Raw genomic sequence first — 22,694 nt, 5'->3', positions numbered from 1 at the left:
CTACAGTCAATGAATTGTTATTGACCCACCATCATGTACTATTCGAGAGAATAAAGAAAAAGAATATGGCCGGAACACCCGCTTGTCTTATACCCGCGCCTGCTGCAGTAGCAGATCCTTTAACGCTTTGGCCGGCGGTGGCAAATAATGTCCCCGTAAGTGCACGACATACCAGTAACGTTTGAGCGGGAAGCCTTCCACTGGTAAAATGACAAGACGCTTTGACTCTAATTCCAATTGAATCACACGGCGGGAGATTACCGCAATTCCTAACCCATGAGCCACACCTTGCTTAATCGTGCTATTATTTCCCAGTTCCATGTTAACACGAAATGTTATGCCAGCTTGATTGAAATACCGTTCCATGGTGGCTCGCGTGCCCGATCCCACCTCTCGAACCAGAAATCCTTCATGCGCCAATTCTTCGGTGGCAATGAATCGTTTTTGTGCCAATGGATGCTCAGGGCTTGCGATGACGACCAAATCATTTTCCATAAAGGGAGTCGCGTCCCATTCGGCCACATCCTCGGGCACTTGTCCCATTACGGCCAAATCGGCTTCGCGAGCCGCAATCCGTTCCATGACCGTGGCCCTGTTAGCGACATCGAGCATAATGGCGACTTGGGGAAACATCCGTCGGAATTGCCCCAAATACTCAGGTACCACATAAACTCCCACCGTCGTGTCGGCAGCCACCCGCAACTGGCCGATATTGCCACCCTTTAAGGCGCTCATCACTTGTTGTGTTTCCTCCATGAGCGCAAAAATCTTTTGACTATAAGACCATAATGATTCTCCCGCTGCCGTCAGACGAATATGATGTCCCACTTTTTCAAATAAGGGCAGCCCGACAGCGCGCTCTAGGCTTTTCACGTGCATGGACACAGCCGATTGACTAATAAGCAATTCTTCAGCCGCCCGCGAAAAGCTTAAGTGCCGCACCACCGTCTGAAACACTTTAAGATGGTGGAGGTTCAATGTGCCGTAATGAGTCTCCTCACTCACTTAAATCCCCGCCCCATCTCGCCACACGGGCGCGTCAGGCAACACCACCGAGTGCGCCATGACGTGAAAGCTTTCTTGAGAAATCAAATGCGCCAAAGAGATGCTGGCCAAAGTGTTTCCCACACATAACTCTAAAGCCTTCCAAATTTCTGGGCGTACACAATCCTGGCATTCCTGATGCCCGCAGTCACAAAACTCAATGGGACCTTGCAGGGCTTTCATAATGTCGAGCAACGAAATGTCTTCGGCCGGTCTCGCTAAGGTAAAACCTCCATTCGCTCCCCGCGTCGAGCGGACCAACCCGGCCCGTTTTAAAATCATTAATAATTGCTCTAAATACTTATCGGATAATCCGAGCCGAGGTGTCATCACACTGATAGATACTGGCGTCCCTAAAGGACTCTCGCCGAGTAAAGCCAGAATACGGAGACCTGACTTGAATCCGGACGATAGTTTAAACACATTAGCCCTCCTCTTGGTATAGCGCCGTACTCAAATACCGTTCTCCCGAATCCGGTAAAATCACTACAATCGTAGCATGTTCACGATGTTCCTGCATAAGCCACTGGTTAGCTGCCGCAATCGCCGCGCCACTCGAAATCCCTACGAGTAATCCCTCAGACCGGGCGAGATCGCGAGCCGTATGAAATGCCTCCTCGCTGCTAATCGGGATGACATAATCGAGCAAGGAGACATCTAAGGTTTTGGGCACAAATCCGGCCCCGATGCCCTGGATTTTGTGTGGCCCGGGATTGCCACCTGAGATGACTGGCGACTCAGCGGGCTCGACGCCAATAATATCAATGGCTGGATTGCGCTCCTTTAAATATTGCGCAATGCCCGTTATTGTCCCTCCAGTCCCGATGCCAGCTACAACAGCCGTAACCATGCCCTCTGTGTCTTCCCAAATTTCCGGCCCCGTCGTCAACCGATGAATTTCGGGATTGGCCGGATTTTCAAATTGATGCAAACTCATCGCCCCGGGAATTTCTTTTTCTAATTCGGCCGCACGGGAAATCGCTCCGACCATCCCAAATTTCCCTGGCGTCAATTCCACTTCCGCGCCAAATGCTTGAAACAATAAGCGGCGTTCAATGGATGCGGTGTCCGGCATTGTCAGAATACACCGGTAACCCCGTTTGGCGGCTACCATAGCTAATCCCACCCCGGTATTTCCTGAGGTGGGTTCAATAATCACGCCGCCAGGTCGCAAGATCCCCTCTTTTTCCGCGTGAGCCACCATATTTAAGGCAATACGGTCTTTCACACTGCCCCCCGGATTATACGATTCCAGTTTGCCATAAATCAAACATTTTCGTAATTCAGATATTTTTTGAAGCTTAACCAGTGGAGTTCTTCCAATCAAATCGCAAACCGACTCAAAGGTTCGCATACGCCACCCTCTTATCCATAAACTGGAAATACGATAACCATTCTCGCATTCATTATATCATAGCCCGTGTGACACACTATTTCTACTATTAATCAAGGAGGATTCACATGTCCCCACGAAAAAAATTACTCGTCCCGGAAGCGTCGCAAGCATTAGACAAGTTGCGCGAGGAAATCCTTAAAGAACTGCGCATTAATCGCCAACCCATGCGCGAGCAATTTCGTGATACCGCACGCCGCATTGCCGAACAAGCCGACAAAACTAATCGGGATCCATAATCCTCCCAAAGTCCTGTACAACGTGCCCGGAAAAACTTCGCACTTTGCGAATAGCGGCTAAGACGCCGGCGGCATAAGCACTGCGGTCATGGACATCATGTCGTAACGTCAATATTTGACCGCTAGCTCCAAACACCACCGCTTGATGGGCGACCATTCCTGGCAGGCGCAAGGCATGCACAGGGATGGCATCGACCGGAGTGTCCCAGGAATCTGCTAATAACTGGGCCATTCGTTTTGCGGTCCCTGACGGCTTATCTTTTTTGGTGTCGGCATGCGCTTCCAAAACCTCGGCCTTTTTAAAGTACTGGCTAGCTTGTTTAGCCAACTGCTCCATCACCCATGCGCCCAAGGAAAAATTGGCAATCAAGACCGCTCCAACCTGATAACGGGCCACCAGCTGAGTAATCGATTCCCGTTCTTCGGAGGTAAACCCGGTCGTTCCCACCACAATGTCCCACCCTCGAGATACGGCTTCACAGATCCGCTGATAGGACGATTGATGTTCCGTAAAATCCACTAATACAGCATAGGGATCCTGAATCTGGGCCAGGGATTCCTTGACCACTATCGGTACAGGTTCTGCCCACAGATCCGTAAGCATGCTTCCCGCATGACGTTGAGCAATTGCTCCAATAAGGTTCATATCATCCGCATGATAAATGGCTTTTCCGACTTCGCGGCCAGTTTTCCCGCTTGCTCCGGCTAATACTACTGGAATTGATGTCGTCATAAATCCCCCTAAATGTTGCCTAAGTCATATTCTTTTAAGAGTCGGCTCGCAATGACTAATCGCATGATTTCTGAAGTGCCCTCATAAATTTCTGTCACTTTCGCATCACGCAAGAGACGTTCTACCCCGTATTCTCGCATATAACCATATCCACCAAAAATTTGAATGGCGTCGGCGGCATGCTGCACCGCTTTTTCTGAAGCAAACAATTTTGCCATCGCGAACAACGGACGCTGCGCTGGGCCCTCTTCGCGGCGTCTGGCAGCCTCATAGGTCATCAAGCGGGCCGCATGCAAATCCGTCGCCATATCGGCTAGCCGCCATTGAATTCCTTCAAATTGGCCAATCGCCTGACCAAATTGTTTGCGCTGGCGTGCATACGCTAAGGAACGCTCTAAAGCCGTGGTCATAATCCCCACGCTTTGCGCCGCGATTCCAATTCGCCCCCCGTCTAAAAGGTACAACGCGATATAATAGCCTTGCCCTTCTTCGCCGAGACGATCCTCCACTGGAACGACAACATCATCCAAGATCATTTCTGAGGTTCTCGACGCCCGGATTCCCAATTTATCTTCGGGAGGTCCAAAACGTAGTCCTTTGGCCGTTTTCGGCACAATAAATGCTGTGATGCCCTTTTCTTTCAGCGCCGGATCGAGCGTCGCGAAAACAATATAACGATCCGCTTCTCCTCCACTAGTGATGAACATCTTCCGGCCCGTTAAGTGATAGCCATCCGCCAAGCGCACGGCCCGCGTTTGCATACTTGCTGCATTAGATCCCGACTCGGCTTCGGTAATAGCAAAAGCCCCAATACTTTCCCCTTGACATAAGCCGGGGAGATAGCGTGATTTTTGTTCCTCCGTCCCAAAACGCCAGATTCCTTCGATATGCAAAGAATTATGTACTTCATAAATAACAGCGGTAGCAGGATCAGCTGCGGCGATCGCTTCGACCACCAGTGTTTGTGCGAGGTAGCTGGCACCTGCTCCTCCCCATTTCGGATCCACAATCATCCCCAAATAGCCTTGTCGGCCAAGTAGTTCCATGTTTTCACGGGGAAAAATGGCCTTTTGATCAAATTCTTGCGAGCGTTTGGCAATGGTTCCTTGCACAAGCTCGAAGATGGCATCGCGTATGGCGTTCTCTTCTTCATTTAAGATACTCAAAGCCATTTGTCTTACTCTCCTTGTGCGCTGGTCTTTAGCCACTGGGTCAACAATGTTTTGGCTTTCCTCGTAGAATCTTCTCCTGACAAGATGTCCAGCACGGATTGGCGCCATATGCCCTGATGCTCCATCTCAGACTGGACCGCCACCATAATGTCTTCGAGAGATTGCTTGAGTATGTGTTCCGCTTGTTGGTAACGGAGGTTATCTAATAGATTATGTTCACGCAGGTAGACTTGGTGTTGATCAATGGCCTCAATCAATTCCTTGATCCCAACAAAACGATCTGCTTGGGTTTTGATGATCGGCACGGTCCATGGGGAAGCTTCCCCACTTAAGCTCAGTAATCCTTTGAGCGACCGCACGGTGAGTTCCGCCCCATCACGATCAGATTTGTTGACAACAAACACATTGCCAATTTCTAAAATTCCCGCTTTAATGGCTTGGATATCATCACCAAGTCCAGGAGCCAAGACCACCAAGACAGTTTGGGCATAACGCATGATGTCCACCTCAGCTTGCCCGGCTCCCACCGTCTCCACCAAAATGGTATCAAATCCGGCAGCATCTAAGAGATTGATCGCTCCAAATGCCGCTCGTGACAATCCGCCAACATGTCCCCGGCTTGCCAAAGACCGCATGTATACACCCTTATCGTCTACCGATTCCTGCATGCGAATGCGGTCTCCCAAGATGGCCCCACCACTATAGGGGCTCGAAGGATCAACCGCGAGAATGCCCACAGTATTTTGACGTTTTCTGAGTTCTAGGGCGAGCGCATTGACTAATGTTGACTTGCCGACTCCAGGAGCTCCCGTGATCCCAATAATGCGGGCATGACCCGTATGCGCGAACAACCGGTGAGCTAACTCCTTACCACGCACACTCCCCTCATCAATCCACGACAAGCCGCGAGCCAGAGCACGCCGGTTCCCCGCGATAATGCCTTCATATAAACTATTTAGGTCCATTAGAGCGTTCTCCTACATATTGCCTGATATATTCCACAATATCCCCTGTGTCCGTTCCGGGCCCAAACACTTGGTGTACTCCGGCCTCCAACATCAAAGGAATATCATCATCGGGAATAATGCCCCCAAGAAGCACAAGCATATCGTCCACGCCATTTTCGCGCAATAAACTCGTGATTCGAGGTACCAGTGTAGGATGGGCCCCAGATAAAATGGAAATGGCCAAGACATCTACATCTTCGGAGATCGCGGCATCCACAATTTGATCGGGCGTTTGATGAAGGCCGGTGTAAATGACTTCCATCCCGGCATCCCGCAAGGCGCGTGCTATCACTTTGGCACCTCGGTCATGACCATCCAGTCCGGGCTTGGCCACTAAAACGCGAATCATGAGATTCACTCCTCATCATTTGGTACTGACAGTATATGGTATCCATCCGGATGTGCTCACGCTTTTAGGTCATAACCAGTTTACCATCTTCCCCATAAAAAAAGAGAAGAAGACAATAAAATGACTTCTTCTCAGGCAAATCAGAAAGATTGTTAGGCGCCTTTGGCAACCTTTGTCGAAGACCGTCCTTGCTGAGACGACCGAGAATAAACGTACCCTAAAAAGATCAAGACCAAACCCACAATGTTCATCACGGGCAAAATACTTAAGGCCACACCTTGCGAGGCCAGTGTCCCGCCCACTCCCGCAGCTAAAGCGCCAGCGGCAATCAACAAGTTATAATAGCGCCGGGTTTTCCACCATGACCATAACGCCCCAACCAACACTATCGTCCCGCCGACTGAGGCCATAATGATATAAACGACTTGGGTTAATCCCACAATGCCCCCTTTCCCACCGTTCAACGCGAGCCATGAACCATGGATTACTGGTGGTGTAGAAAATACAGAAATCGTCAATACCCCGGCTAACAGGACAATCAGCGCGGCATAAATTCTCCCGACCCGCTTTGAAAACGCCAAATAGGTTGTGCCCACAGACATAGCACCGACTAACGTTGCCGAGGCAATCACATAGAGTTGGTATGCGAATACCGTCCATTGGCTACGAACCGTTGTCGCCTCAGCAAGATAGGCGACGGTATAAAGGCCGAAGGAAATAGCCCACCACAAGTAAAACGGAGCCCGGCGCTCCCGGTACCGTTGCAATAAGGCCAGTGCAAATAAAGCCGCCAATAAGGCCGCGGCGAAGAATAATCCCTCCACCATAAATAACATGCCTTCTTTCCTAAAAAGTTCGTAAAATGACTCCCGTGACTATCCTCAACGCAATAACCGATAAATCATCATGCCAATTTAGTTATAGCACGAAATCAACGTGTGATTTTGTTATAGATCAATTTAGAGTTCAGGACCAGGGACATTTGGCGCAACTGCAGGGGGGACATTCGTCCTAATTGTTGAATCCATCCCTGCCCATTGATCTTCTAGGCGCTTGACCTCGGTCAATAACTGCTGTGTTTTTCGTAACATTTTGGCCATAAATCCAAACATCATCAGGAATAATCCCGTGTAAGCCGCGAACATAAACCACAGATACATTTTTTCTATTGGGGTCATCACCATATTTTTTCCCTCCCTAATATCTCCTTAATATCTCCTTACACAACACAGTAAAAATCCCCTAGCTGTAAACTGGCGTCATCATGATGAAGGGGGATCTTCCAACACCTGATGTCTTCTCTGATAAATTTGCCGTAAGCGCCATTCGGCATCTAATAAACGCATACGAATAACCATCCAAATCACAAAAATCGCCATCATGGCGACCATAGACAATAGCATCGCGTCGACCATCTTAGGGGCCATATGGATCCCTTGGGTCGTAATGACAACAGGATGTACCGAACGCCACCAGCGCACGGCCATATAGTCAATAGGAACATCGATATAAGCGACAATGGCTAACACTGCCGAATAAGTAGCCCGCTTACCCAGATCCTCTGACCATTCCCGCAACAATAAATAGCCCGCAAACAGCACCCAGAGGATAAGGGTCGAAGTGAGTCTAGGATCCCATGTCCACCATACGCCCCAGGCCGCTTTTCCCCACAAAATACCGCTGAACAAAACCATGGCCGTGAAAACGGTTCCGATTTCGGCGGAAGCCGCCGCCATATGATCCCAACGAAGATCTTTAATCAAGAGATATCCGAGACTGGCGCCAAAGGTGAGGGTAAAAGCTAGCGCCGCTACCACCGCCGCACCCATATGGAAATAGAAAATTCGCTGGCTCGCTCCAAGCACTCGGTCATCTGGGCTCCAAATCAAATCGGCATAGAGCGCTGCGACAAACAGAGGCAGGACCAGGATAACGGCGTACTTTGTCACCAGCTGTTTTCGTAATGGCACCATCTCACACCTCCCACAGGTAATCCGAGAGCATAAGTCCTACGGCCAGAAAAATGAGATCATAGGCTATGAGTCCGTGAATCCACAAACTCACGTGAGGTGGGCTTGGCATCAGCACCCCGGCGGTGGCTTGAACCGCCATTATTAAGACAGGAATTTCCAAGGGTATGACGAACAAGCTTAACAGTATGTCACCATTTTTCACGTGAATACTGATCGCCGCCAATAATGTGGAAATCTCCACCAAACCTAACGCTCCGAGTACCAATGTGACGAGAAAGCCTCCCACATGCACCGCGAAACCTGCATTAAAATTAAAATTAAATAGGATAAAAAAGGCCGGAACACTGACGAGCTCAGTAACCAACATGAAGAGGAATGCCACCGTCATTTTAGCTGCATACACAGCCAATCGATCTCCTGGCGCTAAAAACAAACCCGTTAAGGTGTCTTCCGCTTCTTCCCGCTGAAAGGCCTTGTTGATCCCTAATATTCCCGCAAACAGGAATGTTATCCATAACATACCCGGAAATATCTGCCGAAATACCTGGTTCAAGGAATCCAACGCAAACGCAAACACCAAAAGCACCATCAGGACAAAGGTGACCATCCCCAGCCACCAATCCTTTGTGCGCCACTCGAATAACAAATCTTTGTGCACAATAGCAAAAAATTTACGGATATCGATGCACCTCGTCTGAGACCCACTTTGCATAGGTGTTGAAGAAATGGGGATCGTTTTGTGACTGAGAATGGACAGAAGACCACCACACAAATTGACCACGCGCTAAAATGACTATGGCGTCTGCCAATGGGAGGACATCATCCATTTGATGCGAAATCAAGATGATGGCCGCACCGTCTCTTTTGCGCTGGGTAAGAATTCTTTCAAACAGAGTCCGACCAGCCAAGTCGAGTCCCGTATACGGTTCATCCAATAACAGTAGCTCCGGTTGAATTAACAACAGGCGCGCCATCTGAAGACGCTGTTTCATTCCGCGGGAATAGGTCCGCACCATTTCATGGGCAAACCACGATAACCTCACCTGTTCCAACACGTCATCCACCTGCTTTGTGGGATGAGATAATCCCCACAACCGTGCTTGGAACAGCAAATTTTCGCGGGCGGTTAGATCAGGATAAAGCATTGAGTGATGTCCTAAATATCCAATTCGCGGATCACTCTGATATGATTTCCCAACGTCTGAACCAAAACGCCTCAAAGTTCCCCACGACAGAGGCCATAGTCCACTTAAAACATTTAACAACGTCGTTTTCCCTGCCCCATTAGGTCCCATGATCCCCAAACATTTGCCTCTTGCCAAACTAAAAGAGACATCTTGAAGAACGGCTTTACCAGCCATCATTCTTCCTACATGCTCGGCTTGTATAACCCATCCTGGCGCTTGTGTCATACCTTGTCCGGTCCTTCCTGATGTGAGCCTTTGTGAGTTGGTATGTGCGTAATGTCCTGTTGTAAAGTGAAGTCATCCACTAAACCTTGATGAAAGCTCGCATTTTTAGCCAACATGTCATGTGACCAGGAATTACTGCTCAGTCCAAAGAGCTTGCGCCAAGAAAAGGCCATAAGGATCGCGGTGGCTGACAACAAAACCATAGCGATTTGAAAGCCTTGACCTATGCCGGGATAAAGATGCCCGGCAAAGCGAGTTGACGAAGGGGATACGAGGTTGTTAGCCTGTTCCACAATTAAGGGCAACGCCGATCCCGCCATAAGATGGGAGGTGACATACTCATTAAAGACAGGACTCGCAGCCATCATCTTAGGAAGAGGAATACGCCCTTGCCCGTTAAATGCCAACGACGGATTTAATACCGCCGGCATGGCTAAGGACGGTGGAACTAACAGGACCACCACACCAGTGCTCTCATAACTCGGAAGCGTGTAAGCACCCGAATGCTCATTCCAAGGCACTTGATACCGAACAGCACACGAGTTCACTGGGGCTGTGATGATAACGTCATGAGCATCTTTTGAGTCAATATGGCCCCCTATGGCACGTAAATGCGTTGCATCTGGCAAAATGCCCAGTATCACCCCGTGGGGCGGATGTGAAAACACCCATTGTTCGTAAATCGCTAAGTGATGCTGAATGGGCAACATCATGACCATTTCCATCACCACCGGTTCGGGCAAGCTCTTAGCCAAAACCCCGGCGGGAGTTCCCACTGCTATCATGCCTGCCATCAGCACCCATCCAAATTTTTTCATGATCTTCGTGTGCTGTCCTTTCCGCCATGAGAGCACGATCTGTAAAATACGCCGCGTTTTTGTCCACACTTTAGGCAATAGCTTGCTGGCACTTTTTCTATGAAGGCCGTGTCTGAGGATTCCTGCCTTAACGCAGGGACAACCAAGAGAGTTAATACGGCAATAGTTAGCATGACTCCTAACAATGTAACCATTAAAACGGATCCCGTCCTTTCACACTCAAAGACGTCCCCCGAATCCCCGCAACATCGACAAGGGACCGGGATATATTGCGCTCTTTAGTGGTTCGACCTCCTAAAGACAACAACGTGGCGCCGATAAGGATGTACATTCCCGTCCAGATAAAGCGTACAAATGGATTAATGAAGATGTGCAAAATCGCTGCCTGGTGTCCAGGACTTCCTTCAAACACACAATATAAATCCTTCATCCATCCCCCATGAATGGCGACCTTCGCCACCGGCTCAGCCGATCCTGGAAAAAAAGCCAGCGCAGGCTGCTCGCGAAATTGTCGAGCATGATAATGAACCAATAAATTGGCCTGCACCATCTGATACCCTGGTCCCGTCGCGAGAGACATCCCTTGGTATGCAATGTCATACCCTCCGAGAACCAGGTGTTGATGGGGCTTTAAAGTGGTCGTGACTTTGATATTATGGGTGTGGGATCCAGCCACCCCAAAAATGATCAGCAAAAAAGCCATATGGGCTAAATATCCCCCGTAGCGTCGGCGATTATGGCTAATAGCTTGTGCCAAAGAACGGTGCCATCCCAGATGTTGCGCTTTTTGCCGGTTCTTGGCCGCTCTAACAAATTCTTGAATCATCGATGTGGAAGCGAATCCCACAACCATCATGGCCAGCCAAGCCATCATGGCATGAAATCCACTGAGATAGGCTAGAATCCCCAACACCAGCGCAACAGCCACCGGTTTTCGCATTTGATGCCAAAACCGTACAAGTTGCGTCCGCCTCCAACCTGTGGCGGGGGCTACCCCTAAAAGAACGGCTAGTATTAAGAAAAGAGGCACCGTGAGCCGGTTAAAATATTCTTGAGTGAGAATAATTGTGGTTCCCGTCAATGCTTGGGACAGAACCGGATAAAATGTGCCGAAAAGGACAATGACGGCAATGGCGCTAAAAAGGACGTTGACTAATCGATATATGATTTCTTTAGACCAGGTCAGATCCGAAGAATCCTCTACGGATCCTTGTTGAAGCTCCTCTTGCCGTGACCAAAGAATGAAGAGGGTTGCCAATCCAATCAGGATTAACAAGGCTAAGAAATAGGGACCGACCCCAGTCCCCGTAAATGAATGGACCGAATTCTTCAAAATGCCACTCCGGGTAATATAGGTTCCCACGAGGGTCAAAAGAAAACTTCCCACCGCCAATACTGCTGTCCATGCCCGAAGAATTCCCCGTTTTTCCTGGGCTTGCAGCGAATGCAAAAAGGCTGTGGCCAAAAGCCATGGCATCAAGGAGGCATTTTCTACAGGATCCCATTCCCAGTAGCCTCCCCACCCGAGTTCCATATAGGCCCACATGCCTCCGAGAACAATAGCTGCCGATAAGAACATCCAAGCGAACAATGTCCATCGTCTGACCATCCCTATCCACTGTTCCATGGGAGTTCGCGTCCATAAAGCCGCCATCATGACCGCGGCGGGCACAGCCATTCCAATCAATCCCACATACATCGTAGGGGGATGAATACTCATCACCACATTTTGTAATAAGGGATCTAGTCCAGCACCATCCCTAGGGTGGCCACCAAGAATCCGAAATGGATTGACGACGAGATTAGACATTCCCGTAAAAAACAGCAACAGGCCCGATAAATACAAAATCGACAGGGAGGTCAATGGCTCTTGCCACCGCACCCGCACTGCCACGACGGCTGTATATAAGGACAAAATCCATGCCCAAAACAAGACCGACCCAGAATTGCCTCCCCACAATGCTCCTATTTTATAAAGCAGCGGCAAAGCACGGTCGGAATGATTATAGACCGCTTGAATGGTGTAATTCCCCGTTACCAGCAAATATTCTAAAGTGAGTACTGCGGTGGTGAGAGCCAAAGCCAAAGCGAGCACCGCTCCCCGCATACTTTCCGTTAACCGGGCACTACCAATCCGCCTGTTCCACGAGCCGATAACCAGGATATAGATTGAACTCCCGCCAGCTAAGAATAACGCGTACCGTCCCAATTCGGGCATCGTCACGGATCAAGGTCACCTTCCCTTTACGGGTTTCTCGCTGTGGGTGCAGCCGAGTAATGATCGGGGCATTGAATTTCTAATTTTTGGGCCTTAAAGATGCCGTCCGGTTCCATATGTCCTTTAACAATGGCACTCGCATTTTTGAATTGTTCGGTTGGCATCGGACCTTGGTATAGGATGGGCAATTTGGCGCCATTTGATACCAAATCAAATCGCAAAGTACTGGTTTTGGGATTGTAACTCACACTGGTCGATTGCAACGTGCCTTGCACGCGCACTGTTTGCTCGGAGAAGCGGCGAATATGATCTTCATATTGTTTGACGGTGAGGAAGTAATTGGAGAAATTATGGGCTCCTTGGACAAGAAGATATCCGAGTGATAAAGCAATCACCGCACTACCTACCTGTAATTTACGCTTTTTCGATGTGGCCAACTGGTTCCGTCACCCATTTCACAACATGTATTTAATCCTCATGTTGCACAACTTAGACGAAGATGATACACTAATTTTTGCACGTCAGAGTGAGGACGTTGCCGAAGTGGTGGAATCGGCAGACACGCGGTGTTCAGGGCGCCGTGAGCAATAGCTCGTGTGGGTTCAAATCCCACCTTCGGCACCACAATTATGTTTGAACACACAATCGTACGACAAGTTAAAAACCCTATAATCCGGCACAGAATGATGTCGGTATTTTTTTAAAATCAACGTCTTATTAAAATTTGCTCTTGCTCTGTCATATTGACAACGATTCAATATGCCCGTTACGACTAAACTCAATGCAAAACCTCTCTTCAATGTTCGGCTTTACCAAGAACAGGTTTCTTTAATTTTCTTGACACACCCTAGTGATATCTAATTTTTCTTCCCTTTTTCCTTTTCTTCTTTGAAGGTCCAAGTTGAAAGGATTTTATAAAATTCCATCGAAATCTATCGTAATGAAATACGGTTCAATGAATTAGGACTGCCCATAGAAAGCAGCATAAGCAGGAAGCAATTTTTCAACTTTTTATGGTCCAGGGATAGTCATCATTCACCTATTCTCGAAAGGATAGACAAACATGGCCAACACATCCCCACCATGTTCATCAGAAAATCGATGGATGAACGCCATGGCTGGATCTTTTTATTGGTTGCCGGGGCTGTCATTGCCGCATTTATTGCCTGGGCTCGGCGCCATGTTACTCCTCCGACTCCTCAAAATTTGGCTCAAGGAACACTGGGCACTTTAGATGACCAAGCTCTCAAGCAGTTGCAAGTGACCGTGACACATTCTCGTATCGTCGAGACTTGGCCATCATTGCATTTAGAGGATGTCTTGATTACCGTGATGATGCACAATCCGACCTTGACACCTGTAGCGATACCTTTGCTGAATGCTGTCACCGTCCAAAATCACACAGCGAATCCTGAATATACAAATCCTACCGGACAGTTTGATATGCTACCCACTTCTGTGAATACCTCGACAGGTTCTATTATTGAGTGGGGTGGACTTACGACTCAGCAACTTGATCTCCTAACGCCCTCGTTATGGCCAACGCCGCCCACTACAACGTCTTCACTTAATCCTGTGTTACGAATTCCACCCGGAGGGACTGTATCTGGTAAAGCGCTTGCTCCAATTGGGGAAGGATGGCATACAGCCCTAATTGATGTCCTTTCATCTCAAACGGGACAACCCACCATGATGAATATCGCTGTGTTTTCCGTTGCTCAATGAATTTTATCCGTCCAGTTATAAAGATAGAAGACATGATGTTTATGACAGGAGTATTCTTAAAACTATGCAGTGCCCTCTCCGGACCCATCAAAAAAATCAAAATTTCAAGGAATGGGCGAGAGATGCAATGGCTACTAAAAGTCACTATGGGATATCATGTGGTTGGACTCATTACATAATGAAGAGAGTTGAATTGTGGTGTCGGGAGGGGGACTCGAACCCCCACGGATTGCTCCATACGCCCCTCAAACGTAAGCGTCTGCCAGTTCCGCCATCCCGACACATATCGCGAGGTCAACTGCTTTTTTATTTTATCACAGACTTTCTCCAGAGACAAATACCCGGAGATATGTCGCACTTTTCATTTTTTACGGAAATAACGACGACACATTTATTGAAGCGTGAGACTTTGTCATTATCGACAGGGTCGGATACCTTCATACTCTAGTAAACCGTCGAGTCAAATGATTGATTTGTCCTTCCCAAATATCTTCACCAATCTTTAATATCCCGAGTTTTATTCGCTGATATGGTGCAACATCTGTCTTGTTATCCCCTGCACTTCGAACGTCACAACGGGTGTTCATAGAAGCAATGAAAAATTAGTGGTGGTTCTTTTCCTTTGAACCTTTATCCTTGCCTTATTCGCTTAAGAACATAGGTAAGTCAATAGCAAAGATCGTGCGGTGGAGGGCACTTTCGATTACCCACTGCCCTTTGATTCGCATGACAATATTATGAGCAATTGCGAGTCCTAGTCCAAAATGTTGGCTCGAGGCAGGTTGTCCAGCCCGGTAAAAACGATCAAAGAGGTGCGCAAGAGTATCTTCAGAAATCTCAGGGCCTTGATTTAAAACACCAATGCGCACGCGGCGAGTTGCCATTAATGGGATCACGAACAACGTTACCGCCGTATTATCATCGGCATAAGTGTCGGCATTTTCGACCAATATGCGCAAAACGGCTTCGAGGAGATCGGGTTCCGATAAAATATCCGGTATCTCTTGCGTGGTCAGATCGAGCGTTAATGGATGGTGCAGGCACGTGTCCCGTAGATTTGGCAGAATTTTTTGGAGATAAGGCAGCACTTCCAGTGGATGCAAGGGAGGCGGATCATCTTGCTCCATCCGCGATAACTGCAGAAGACGATCCACCAAGGTTTCCATAGCCTGAGACTCCCGGGCCAGCGCTTTTAGCGCCTCGGATCGGCTTTGAGGATCGTGATGAGCCCATTGTGTTAAAGTGTGAATGTACCCACGAATAATGTGAATAGGGGTTCGAAAAGAATGAGCAGCATTACTGATAAATTGTCGCTCGCGTTCTTGGGCCTTGAGAAGTCGATCAAGCATGCCGTTGAATGACTCCGTCAAAGAGACTACCTCCGTTAAGTTCGACGAAATAACAACATGTTGACCCGTCTTGCGATTTAAGGTCACCGTCTCGGTTGCCTCCTCCAAAGACCTAAGAGGGTCCGTGACGCGGCGCACAATGATAATGACAGCTAATATGCTACTAATAACTAAAAGAAGTTCTCCAAAAACCAGAGCCTTGCGGAGCGTAGAAAGTAACGAGGCCGTTCGCGCAAGACCATCGACCACAATGAGATCACGGTGACGCCCATCTAATATCAAAGGTGCATCGGCAAACACATAGGGAGTTCCGTCAAAGTTAAACCATCCCGATGCCCCAGCATTTACCCAGCCTTGCTGGGGCACAGCGGGCGGCATGGGGCCACTGGATCCGACGAAGCGTCCACGGGGGGTTAATAACAGGAAATAGAGATGACCACTGGCTAAATCATTCAAATCTTCAACGGGAACCCGCGTGGGATGTTGATGATTTTCTTCCATTAACTTCAGCGCAGAGGTTTTGGAGGTGGTAACAATTTCCTGAATACCTTCTCGTATCAAAGTGCTTTTGGCCAAAGAATAAACAAACCATCCTGAACTGAGCCCCGCCAAAATGACCGCCGCCCCAATGCCGATCATAAGCGCCCACGATATTCGCCATGTAGGGCGCCGAAATCGCTTAGTCATGACTCCCCCGCAGCATGTATCCTACGCCCCGGACGGTGGTGATCATAACATGCCCCTCTGGGCTAAGATGATCGCGAAGTCGTCTGACGGTGACATCAACCACATTCGATTCGCCATAAAAATCATAGCCCCATGCTTTTTCCAATAATTGATCGCGGGATAGTACACGGTTGGGATTTTGCATAAACACGAGGAGCAAGTCGAATTCGCGTCGGCTTAGACTCAAAAGCACCCCATTTTGTGACACGGTACGTTCTTCTGGCCATAAACGCAAATCGTAAAATTCCAACACTGGCCCGGGGTCCCCGTGTGTTCGTCGAAGAACAGCCCGAATTCTTGCTAAAAGTTCCTCAATCGCAAAAGGTTTTGTGACATAATCATCCGCACCATCATCTAATGCATGAACCCGGTCATGAAGATCATCTCGAGCGGTGACCATAATCATGGCGGCTTTCGTGATATGACGAAGTTGGCGGCACAAGGTCATTCCATCGCCGTCCGGAAGCATGATATCCAAGAGGATGACGTCATAAAAGCCGTGACGTGCCATGGTCGATGCACTCTCTACCGAATAGGCCACGTCACTTTGCCAGCCAACATGATTCAATTCGTTTTGAAGCCAACGGGCTAGCTCACGATGGTCTTCAACGATCAAAACCCGCATCTCTTCCTCCACTGGTTAATGATCTCCAGTATCCAACTGTACAGACAAAATCTCGGACAACTGAGGGTTCACATGAATTTTAGCGTATTGGCCATTGGTTAACATTAATTCCACAATATAGGTCTTTCCATGATCTTCGCTCATAGTCCTCACGGTCGCGACTTGTCCTCCGCCGACCGCTTGGCTCGCTATTTGAATAGCTTTGGCTTTAAGCGATGTGGGATATTGTGCTGTGGACGATGCCGATGACGGATTGGTTAACGGTTGATTAGCCAGAATTCTTCCGGTTGCCGTAGCAATATAGACATGCCGCAAGTGTCCTCCTGGCGTTCGGATACGGTAGCGATAGGTGAGCTGATGATTCAAAACATCTGGAACACCCGTTAAAATTTGACTATGAGGATATAAAGACCGTACCGATTCCAAAGATTTCTCAAACGTGATTGGCGCTAAGGGAGTTTCTTGAGGAATCTGATGAAGAGCAACCAATCCGGGCAACATCAATACTCCTAAAAGCGCCAGTGTATATGCCGCTATCGACCATGATCTTTGCCTCATTAATACCGCATCCCTCGTTATCATCCCACATCATCGAGAAGAAAAAACCACAGGGTTCTCCCTCCATTTTCGTTTAACGTAAAACGAATTTGGACATTTAATGCTCAACTGTTTGTCGAATTAATTGGCCAGAGGAATTGAACACATCTTTAACTTTGATGTTTCCGCCTGGATGTCGGCGAATCTTGATATTGACTTGGATGTCGCCATTATCCTTGTGGATGAATTTAACCCATTTTAATGTGCCGTTTTCCTGGTGCAAGGCCTCCGTGACATAACTTTGGTAAGCTGAGGGCACAGTCCTCAGTTTTATCCCGTAAGAAATGGTTCCGCTTGCTGATGGCACGCTGGGAACCGATTTCGATTCCGATTCAATTGTGTCTTGAGACTTGGACGTTTGAGGTGTCTGATCTTGGGAACGGGACGAACCGGAGTGTGTCTCACCCACCGTATTTTCTGTGGCAAGACGCTTCTCAATCACCCTACCTGTGAATGGGTTAATCTTGACATCCCACATTTGATTGAAGTTTTTAACATGGATATCAAATACCAGGGCGTTATGGAAATGATCGGGAGAAATGTGGACCACTACACCGCCGCCTACGGCCTTCAGAGCTAAGCGTTCGGCTTGACTCATGGAGATGCCTGAAGATGCTGCGGAAACCGCCCCTGATGACGAACTCTTTGTAAGCGGGGTGGACGAAACGATTCCGGGTTGTTCTGACGCCCGCTTTATTTCGATCACTTGACCGGTCATTTGAACTATTTTCACATCATAAACAATATGGTGGAATAGCACATGAATATCGTACACACTTTGCCCAAGATAGGTATCATTCGAAATATGGATAATTTTCCCCCCTCCTACGCGAGCCATCGCGGCTTTTTCAGCTTGAAGCTGTGACATTCGGTAGGATGTCGCCGTGAACGTCGAAGACCCATGGGAAGTCAAGGCTACGCTCGGTACAATTTTGGGGGGGCTCGCCAAAGAAAGAGAGAGAACACCCGTTGCGGCTATGACTCCCACCCAGATTTGTTTCATCATCTTTCCCTCCTATGCAAATGAGTTTGTTCATCATTCGGCCTCTGACAACTCGTCATCACTGATGGCCACTATCTTTACGTTATTGCAGAAAGATGATCGAACAATGACAAAATCCCTACGTTCTCAGCAATTTATTCCTGAAATGGCTGCTAACAAGGGCAGCATGATACTACCCCGTTCACGGGTTACAGCTTTCTTCTCATCTAGTTCACGCCCTAGCAGTCCTACGTCAAGGGGGATATCCGGGGAGCTATCGAATGACAATATTCTGGCGGCGCTATGGGTGGTCTTCTTCGATGATTCGGTGGCAAGTAATAAACCTTCACTGTCTATCAAGATAAAGCCTTATAATTTCTCACGAAGGATTTCCAAACTTTTAACGTGTCGTTGTTCTTTATGCTTCAATTATGCCTATTTCAGTAACTTTCCCCGATAGCGATACAAATATTTGGGCGATTCGTTCGAACGCTGTCGTCATATTCGTGCCATATAAGTTGAGACCCAGCGAACAATGAGACGTCCACTGCTGAGGACGATAATAGGGTAACAGCTCGATTCCACTCTGACTTAAAGTCCAAGCAATGTCCTCGTGAATCAGCCATAGTGGCGTACTCATCACCGGTGATAAAAATAAAGTGCCTGTCGTGGGAAAGCATCCCACCGCGTCAAACCGAATCGGAAAGGGAGCCAGATTGCGTTGGCGAAGGAGAACCTGCTTTACGTTGTGTGGCGTTTTTACATCGCACACCGCCAGAGAAATATGAGGCCTAGCGCCCTCGATAGCATTGAGAGAGGTCAAGGGATGCATTTCCTCAATGGAAATCCACAAATCCCGAATACTTTGTTCGGGCTCTTTATTAAAATACACCTCGATCGCAAACACCACTGAGTGCCCCATTCATGCTAAACCACAAAGAGCATTATCAGAAGTGGCAGACACGATCACCAGAGCTAGCAGCCGAGGAGAGTGTCTATAGCCTTAGAAAAATCGATAAAATCAGCTCATGAGAAACGACGTTGTTATCAAACACAAACAGATTCGGTAATTCTATTGCAAATGGCATACCGCACTTTGCCACGTTCTCCTGCTTCTTAAGGTTATGCCGTTTCATACATTTCCGGCTAACTTCCGGAAGGCAGGACACTTGGGAAAGGTTCCCAATGTCTTAAATCCGTTCGAATAACGATGTGGATCAGGCTTCGCGGTCTCAATAGCGCCTCTTCCAAATTCCGTAACACGTCAGGGACCTGTCTGCCCAATGCGTTATGCCTCTGTCCGCACGTCTAATTGCTTTTGGATGATCGCAGCTGTCAATACAAAAAACAGCGTGTATAAGATCAAAATCCCGATATCTGAGAGATGGAGCGGTCGTCCGCTTAGCATATCCCAGGCAGGATGTGCAAAACGATACGTCGGCATATAACGCGCAAGCTCTTGCATGCTTTTAGGAAGAGCTTGAACCGGAGTCCATAGACCACCTAGAAGGCTGAGACTTAAATACACTAACGTTCCCAAGACTTGAGCAGCATTACCGGCTAAGCCTATGAGAACTCCTAACGCCGCAAAAGGAATCGAACCAATCCATAACCACGCAGCAATTTCCAGCCACCTGACCAATGGTAAACTCACTTTTTGGTCGAAATGTGCAACCAGAAAAATCGCAACCACAATCCCCAAAGATATCGTCAATTGCGTAAAAATTTTAGCTAGCGCATAGGCCACGGGCGATAACGGTGTGGTTCTCAGCCACCTGACCCAACCGCTTTTGCGTTCAGCGGCTAAACGAACCCCTAAGGTATTAACAGAAGATCCCACTACCCCGAAGGTTGCCATGGATACCATGAAATACGCATTCCATGTGGTTCCCGCAATCGCCAAAGTGCCTTTTTCTTCACTAATGAAAATGAGATAAAAGCCGATGGGCATAAGGAGGGTTAGCATAAAAAACCGGCGATCGCGCACTGTCCTTAAGATTTCGGCTTTCCATTGCGCTAATAAGGGTTTCATATCGAATCCCCCTTCAGTTGAGTTAAGCGGACAAAGGCTTCTTCGAGTCCTCCACCGCCAACCATGATGTCCCGAATATCCCAGTGCCCCTCAATCAGCCGTCTCAAGGTGGTATCGGAATCCTTGGTAACCACCACGGTTCTTCGGCCCGCCACGTGCACATCAACGACTTCCGGCCACTGTGTGATGGGTGTGAGATCGATCCCATTGCCAGGAACAAAACTCACTTGACGCCCGGCAAATTCCTTTTTGATGGCTTCGGGTGTTCCATCGGCAATGACCGCACCATGATTCATGACCACAACCCGGTTGGTCATGGCATCGGCTTCATGGAGATCATGCGTCGTCAAAATCAAGGTTTTGCCTTCCTTGACGTATGTCTGCAAAGCGTCCCAAAATTTCCGTTTGGATCCCACATCCATGCCAACGGTCGGTTCGTCTAAAAATAGCACATCTGGATTTCCTGTCATGGCGAGGGCAAACTGAAGACGTCGCACTTTCCCTCCCGATAATGATTGAGCCATTTTTCGGGCATCATCTTCTAGTCCCGCCATGGCTAGCAGGTCTTCCAAAGGCCGTGGGTGAGGATAAAATTGGCGAAAAAGGTTCAAGCATTCCTTTACAGTCAGACGATCCGGAACACTGACATTTTGTAGCACCACGCCAATATCGATATGCCGCTTTGGATCAGAAGGGTTGCCCCCTAAAAGCCAAACGCGTCCGGATGACGGCTTTTGCAAGCCTAACATCATTCCAATGGTCGTGGTTTTACCGGCCCCATTAGGCCCCAGGATAGCGATGGACTCACCTCGATCAATGGTTAATGACAGATCAGAAACGGCAAGGTGAGAACCAAAAGTTTTCTGAACATGCTCAAGCACGACCACAGGCGTCACGTTAAGGAGTCACCTCTATCTCAGATTCACTGCCATCGGGAAGACGATGTTCATCTTCAAGACCCTAAAGTTAGAATGCCATAAAAAGAAGCGACAGCCGAGAATCAAAAGTCCTGAAGAGAGGTGACTTTCGTCATATCAAGAGCGGCAAGAAAGCACTATGGATTACGCCCTAAACACGAAGCAATTAGCCCTACGAGAACAGAGCCAATAAATATTGCTAGAGTCGTTTCTCAAGAATGATTTTAGGCTCGCCTTGACTATCGGTATATGTACCAATCACATCAAAACCATGCCGCAAATTGAGAATTAACATGTCACGCCATTTATTTTTGGTATATGTGCGCACCGTTTGATAACCGTTCTGTCGACACCACAGATGTTGGCGACGCATCAATTCCGAAGCGATTCCCCGACCACGATAAGTCGGATCAACCCCTCCAAACCAACTATAAAAACGGCGTGGGCGATCTTGATAGCCAATTTTGTAGCCCACCACGTTATCGTAATCGACGGCAATCAGAATCAAAAACGGTCGTGACGATAATACCTGTTTAATAAATGACGCATCTTGCTGGAAAATATTTTCGTGTAGCCAGCACATCGCCTGATATGTGTGAGGATCGGGAAAAACATGAGCATATTCCTGATATTCCAAGATTTGTTCCTCCGTTTCATTGAGCCACAACGATCTAATAAATGCCGTTATGACATCGCAGCGCTTTCCCGGTCCTTGATGGCTCGCAATCGTGCAGGGAAAAACTGTCTTGTTATCCTTCTCGAAACGGAAGCTATGTAGACGAAATGCACCCACTCCAAACTTTTTGGTTTCTGACATGGTCACCCACGACTGTTTAGTAGAAAATTTCATATTCTCCATTCCCGTTTAAGTAACAAGAAGTGCCATTGATCTTGAAAACCCGATGGAAACCAATAATGTTCTCGCATCACACCATCCAAATGGAAGCCCAAGTGTTGCAATAAACGCACAGAAGGTTGATTACCCGAAGCCGTGGTTGCATAGAGTTTGTTTAACGACCACACAGGGTCAGAAAACATGTATGACAAAAAAGTCGCCACCATGTTTTGTCCAAGGCCCTTTCCCCGATGTTCCGGGGGAAGGTAGTACCCAAATTCGGCACTTTTGTTCCGGGGATTATAATCAAATACCACAATTTTTCCTAGCATGTTTCCCGTTGGCCAATCCCTCGCCACAAATATTCTAAGAGAACGGTTTTCTAATCGTTGACGCAGCATGCGCAAAAAGGTTGAGCAATCAGCGACTGGGCGAACGGGCCGACACGTGTACTGTTCTTGCTCGGGTTCCGCTACCTCCCATTGATATAATAAGTGAAGGGTATCGATGTCATGGGTTAATACTTCGTCAAGACTCATCGGCACTCA

General features: G+C 48.1%; 26 protein-coding genes and 2 tRNA genes. 3 read left to right on the top strand and 25 right to left on the bottom strand.

Annotated features, from left to right (window positions below):
• Nucleotides 1-87 precede the first annotated feature (87 nt).
• The 3 genes from B8987_RS13200 to cysK are packed head-to-tail and all read right to left on the bottom strand — an operon-like array spanning nt 88 to nt 2,398.
• The gene (locus B8987_RS13200; protein ID WP_020373772.1) at nt 88-1,005 is read right to left on the bottom strand and encodes a LysR family transcriptional regulator; all 918 of its coding nucleotides are present in this window, start codon (nt 1,003-1,005) and stop codon (nt 88-90) included.
• A complete protein-coding gene (locus B8987_RS13195; protein ID WP_020373771.1) occupies nt 1,006-1,467 on the bottom strand; it encodes an RrF2 family transcriptional regulator in 462 nt (153 codons plus the stop codon). It lies immediately after the preceding gene.
• A 1-nt stretch (nt 1,468) separates the two neighbouring features.
• The gene (gene cysK / locus B8987_RS13190) at nt 1,469-2,398 is read right to left on the bottom strand and encodes a cysteine synthase A (RefSeq protein ID WP_020373770.1); all 930 of its coding nucleotides are present in this window, start codon (nt 2,396-2,398) and stop codon (nt 1,469-1,471) included.
• Between the two features lie 107 nt (nt 2,399-2,505).
• On the opposite strand from cysK, the gene B8987_RS13185 reads away from it, so the two are divergent.
• On the top strand, nt 2,506-2,676 hold the full coding sequence (locus B8987_RS13185; RefSeq protein WP_020373769.1) for a small, acid-soluble spore protein, alpha/beta type: 171 nt from the start codon (nt 2,506-2,508) through the stop codon (nt 2,674-2,676).
• On the opposite strand, the gene dapB is transcribed toward B8987_RS13185, so the two are convergent.
• The 12 genes from dapB to B8987_RS13125 form a co-directional block, all read right to left on the bottom strand.
• A complete protein-coding gene (dapB, locus tag B8987_RS13180) occupies nt 2,660-3,409 on the bottom strand; it encodes a 4-hydroxy-tetrahydrodipicolinate reductase (RefSeq protein ID WP_020373768.1) in 750 nt (249 codons plus the stop codon). The genes B8987_RS13185 and dapB overlap by 17 nt on opposite strands.
• Nucleotides 3,410-3,417: 8 nt before the next feature.
• Nucleotides 3,418-4,581, bottom strand: a complete 1,164-nt coding sequence (locus tag B8987_RS13175) for an acyl-CoA dehydrogenase family protein (protein ID WP_020373767.1) — start codon at nt 4,579-4,581, stop codon at nt 3,418-3,420.
• A gap of 5 nt (nt 4,582-4,586) precedes the next feature.
• The gene (gene meaB / locus B8987_RS13170; RefSeq protein WP_020373766.1) at nt 4,587-5,546 is read right to left on the bottom strand and encodes a methylmalonyl Co-A mutase-associated GTPase MeaB; all 960 of its coding nucleotides are present in this window, start codon (nt 5,544-5,546) and stop codon (nt 4,587-4,589) included.
• On the bottom strand, nt 5,533-5,937 hold the full coding sequence (locus B8987_RS13165; RefSeq protein WP_020373765.1) for a cobalamin B12-binding domain-containing protein: 405 nt from the start codon (nt 5,935-5,937) through the stop codon (nt 5,533-5,535). Before B8987_RS13165 ends, meaB begins: the two co-directional genes overlap by 14 nt.
• Before the next feature lie 152 nt (nt 5,938-6,089).
• The gene (locus B8987_RS13160) at nt 6,090-6,764 is read right to left on the bottom strand and encodes a hypothetical protein (protein WP_026040527.1); all 675 of its coding nucleotides are present in this window, start codon (nt 6,762-6,764) and stop codon (nt 6,090-6,092) included.
• 132 nt (nt 6,765-6,896) lie between these two features.
• Entirely contained in the window at nt 6,897-7,121 is a 225-nt protein-coding gene (locus B8987_RS13155) for a hypothetical protein (protein ID WP_020373763.1), read from the bottom strand.
• A gap of 78 nt (nt 7,122-7,199) precedes the next feature.
• The gene (locus B8987_RS13150; protein ID WP_020373762.1) at nt 7,200-7,910 is read right to left on the bottom strand and encodes a cytochrome c biogenesis protein; all 711 of its coding nucleotides are present in this window, start codon (nt 7,908-7,910) and stop codon (nt 7,200-7,202) included.
• Nucleotide 7,911: 1 nt separating this feature from the next.
• Entirely contained in the window at nt 7,912-8,622 is a 711-nt protein-coding gene (locus B8987_RS13145; protein WP_051005369.1) for a heme exporter protein CcmB, read from the bottom strand.
• Nucleotides 8,582-9,322 (bottom strand): heme ABC exporter ATP-binding protein CcmA, encoded by a 741-nt coding sequence (gene ccmA / locus B8987_RS13140; RefSeq protein ID WP_020373760.1) that lies wholly within the window; start codon nt 9,320-9,322, stop codon nt 8,582-8,584. The genes B8987_RS13145 and ccmA overlap by 41 nt, the downstream gene beginning before the upstream one ends.
• Nucleotides 9,319-10,140: a hypothetical protein gene (locus B8987_RS13135; protein WP_084661667.1), complete on the bottom strand. Its 822-nt coding sequence runs from the start codon at nt 10,138-10,140 to the stop codon at nt 9,319-9,321. Before B8987_RS13135 ends, ccmA begins: the two co-directional genes overlap by 4 nt.
• Nucleotides 10,141-10,333: 193 nt before the next feature.
• On the bottom strand, nt 10,334-12,358 hold the full coding sequence (locus B8987_RS13130) for a heme lyase CcmF/NrfE family subunit (protein ID WP_242823931.1): 2,025 nt from the start codon (nt 12,356-12,358) through the stop codon (nt 10,334-10,336).
• A gap of 26 nt (nt 12,359-12,384) precedes the next feature.
• The gene (locus B8987_RS13125; RefSeq protein WP_026040526.1) at nt 12,385-12,795 is read right to left on the bottom strand and encodes a cytochrome c maturation protein CcmE; all 411 of its coding nucleotides are present in this window, start codon (nt 12,793-12,795) and stop codon (nt 12,385-12,387) included.
• A 100-nt stretch (nt 12,796-12,895) separates the two neighbouring features.
• Between B8987_RS13125 and B8987_RS13120 the strand changes: the two genes are divergently transcribed.
• Together B8987_RS13120 and B8987_RS13115 are read left to right on the top strand one after the other, a co-directional pair.
• Nucleotides 12,896-12,982: transfer RNA gene (locus B8987_RS13120), tRNA-Leu, on the top strand.
• Nucleotides 12,983-13,459: 477 nt separating this feature from the next.
• Nucleotides 13,460-14,083, top strand: coding sequence for a hypothetical protein (locus B8987_RS13115; protein WP_139793559.1), 624 nt, complete (start codon nt 13,460-13,462; stop codon nt 14,081-14,083).
• 196 nt (nt 14,084-14,279) lie between these two features.
• On the opposite strand, the gene B8987_RS13105 is transcribed toward B8987_RS13115, so the two are convergent.
• The 10 genes from B8987_RS13105 to B8987_RS13060 all read right to left on the bottom strand — a co-directional run bounded on the left by B8987_RS13105 (nt 14,280) and on the right by B8987_RS13060 (nt 22,685).
• Nucleotides 14,280-14,364: transfer RNA gene (locus tag B8987_RS13105), tRNA-Leu, on the bottom strand.
• Nucleotides 14,365-14,724: 360 nt separating this feature from the next.
• Entirely contained in the window at nt 14,725-16,119 is a 1,395-nt protein-coding gene (locus B8987_RS13100) for a sensor histidine kinase (RefSeq protein ID WP_084661666.1), read from the bottom strand.
• Nucleotides 16,112-16,783 carry a response regulator transcription factor gene (locus tag B8987_RS13095; protein WP_020373753.1) on the bottom strand — a complete coding sequence of 224 codons (672 nt, stop codon included), beginning with the start codon at nt 16,781-16,783 and terminating at the stop codon, nt 16,112-16,114. Before B8987_RS13095 ends, B8987_RS13100 begins: the two co-directional genes overlap by 8 nt.
• 15 nt (nt 16,784-16,798) lie before the next feature.
• Complete coding sequence (locus tag B8987_RS13090; protein ID WP_139793558.1) at nt 16,799-17,341, bottom strand: hypothetical protein; 543 nt, start codon at nt 17,339-17,341, stop codon at nt 16,799-16,801.
• A 97-nt stretch (nt 17,342-17,438) separates the two neighbouring features.
• Nucleotides 17,439-18,386 carry a PepSY domain-containing protein gene (locus B8987_RS13085; protein WP_084661665.1) on the bottom strand — a complete coding sequence of 316 codons (948 nt, stop codon included), beginning with the start codon at nt 18,384-18,386 and terminating at the stop codon, nt 17,439-17,441.
• Nucleotides 18,387-18,780: 394 nt separating this feature from the next.
• Complete coding sequence (locus B8987_RS13080) at nt 18,781-19,269, bottom strand: 2'-5' RNA ligase family protein (protein WP_157782326.1); 489 nt, start codon at nt 19,267-19,269, stop codon at nt 18,781-18,783.
• A 381-nt stretch (nt 19,270-19,650) separates the two neighbouring features.
• Complete coding sequence (locus B8987_RS13075; protein WP_020373749.1) at nt 19,651-20,394, bottom strand: ABC transporter permease; 744 nt, start codon at nt 20,392-20,394, stop codon at nt 19,651-19,653.
• On the bottom strand, nt 20,391-21,290 hold the full coding sequence (locus tag B8987_RS13070; protein ID WP_020373748.1) for an ABC transporter ATP-binding protein: 900 nt from the start codon (nt 21,288-21,290) through the stop codon (nt 20,391-20,393). The genes B8987_RS13075 and B8987_RS13070 overlap by 4 nt, the downstream gene beginning before the upstream one ends.
• A gap of 220 nt (nt 21,291-21,510) precedes the next feature.
• Nucleotides 21,511-22,161 (bottom strand): GNAT family N-acetyltransferase, encoded by a 651-nt coding sequence (locus B8987_RS20040; RefSeq protein ID WP_020373747.1) that lies wholly within the window; start codon nt 22,159-22,161, stop codon nt 21,511-21,513.
• On the bottom strand, nt 22,158-22,685 hold the full coding sequence (locus B8987_RS13060; RefSeq protein WP_157782325.1) for a GNAT family N-acetyltransferase: 528 nt from the start codon (nt 22,683-22,685) through the stop codon (nt 22,158-22,160). Before B8987_RS13060 ends, B8987_RS20040 begins: the two co-directional genes overlap by 4 nt.
• Nucleotides 22,686-22,694: the final 9 nt, after the last annotated feature.

It is taken from the genome of Sulfobacillus thermosulfidooxidans DSM 9293, from assembly GCF_900176145.1.
Lineage (GTDB): Bacteria > Bacillota > Sulfobacillia > Sulfobacillales > Sulfobacillaceae > Sulfobacillus > Sulfobacillus thermosulfidooxidans.
This window is presented reverse-complemented; position numbering and strand designations above follow the sequence as displayed.